The organism is Streptococcus sp. GMD1S (assembly GCF_000296875.1).
Taxonomy (GTDB): domain Bacteria; phylum Bacillota; class Bacilli; order Lactobacillales; family Streptococcaceae; genus Streptococcus.
Genome location: NZ_AJQY01000196.1, coordinates 1 through 921, shown reverse-complemented (window position 1 = coordinate 921; position 921 = coordinate 1). Strand labels below are relative to the sequence as shown.

The 921-nt window shown below is 42.6% G+C and carries 1 pseudogene; it reads left to right on the top strand.

Annotated features, from left to right (window positions below):
- Window positions 1–921, top strand: a pseudogene (comA, locus tag GMD1S_RS08230) (peptide cleavage/export ABC transporter ComA); the annotation flags it as partial.

Below are 921 nucleotides of genomic sequence, written 5' to 3'. Positions count from 1 at the left end.
GCAGGAATACCTCTTACTTGTTCTGGGTCAACGGTTGTCCATTGATGTGATTTTGTCCTACATCAAGCATGTTTTTCATCTGCCGATGTCCTTTTTCGCGACACGCAGGACAGGAGAAATCGTTTCTCGTTTTACAGATGCCAACAGTATCATCGATGCGCTGGCGTCGACCATTCTGTCGATTTTCCTAGATGTGTCGACGATTTTGATTATCTCGCTGGTCTTGTTTTCACAAAATATGACACTCTTTTTCATTAGTCTGCTTGCGCTTCCCATCTATACAGTGATTATCTTTGCCTTTATGAAGCCTTTTGAAAAGATGAATCGGGATACCATGGAAGCTAATGCGGTTCTGTCTTCTTCTATCATCGAGGACATCAACGGTATTGAGACCATTAAGTCTTTGACCAGTGAAAGTTCACGCTATCAAAAGATTGATAAGGAATTTGTGGCTTATCTGAAAAAATCCTTTACCTACAGTCGGGCAGAAAGCCAGCAAAAGGCACTGAAAAAAGTTGCCCAGCTCCTGCTCAATGTTGCTGTTCTCTGGCTGGGAGCTATTCTGGTCATGGATGGGAAAATGAGTTTGGGTCAGCTGATTACTTATAACACCCTGCTTGTTTACTTTACCAATCCTTTGGAAAATATCATTAACCTACAAACCAAACTTCAGACAGCGCAGGTTGCCAATAATCGCTTAAATGAGGTTTATCTAGTAGCTTCGGAGTTTGAGGAGAAGAAAACGGTAGAAGATTTGAGCATGATGAAAGGGGATATGACCTTTAAACAGGTTCACTACAAGTATGGCTATGGTCGTGACGTCTTGTCGGATATCAATTTGACCATTCCGCAAGGGTCTAAGGTGGCTTTTGTGGGGATTTCAGGGTCAGGAAAGACCACCTTGGCCAAGATGATGGTTAA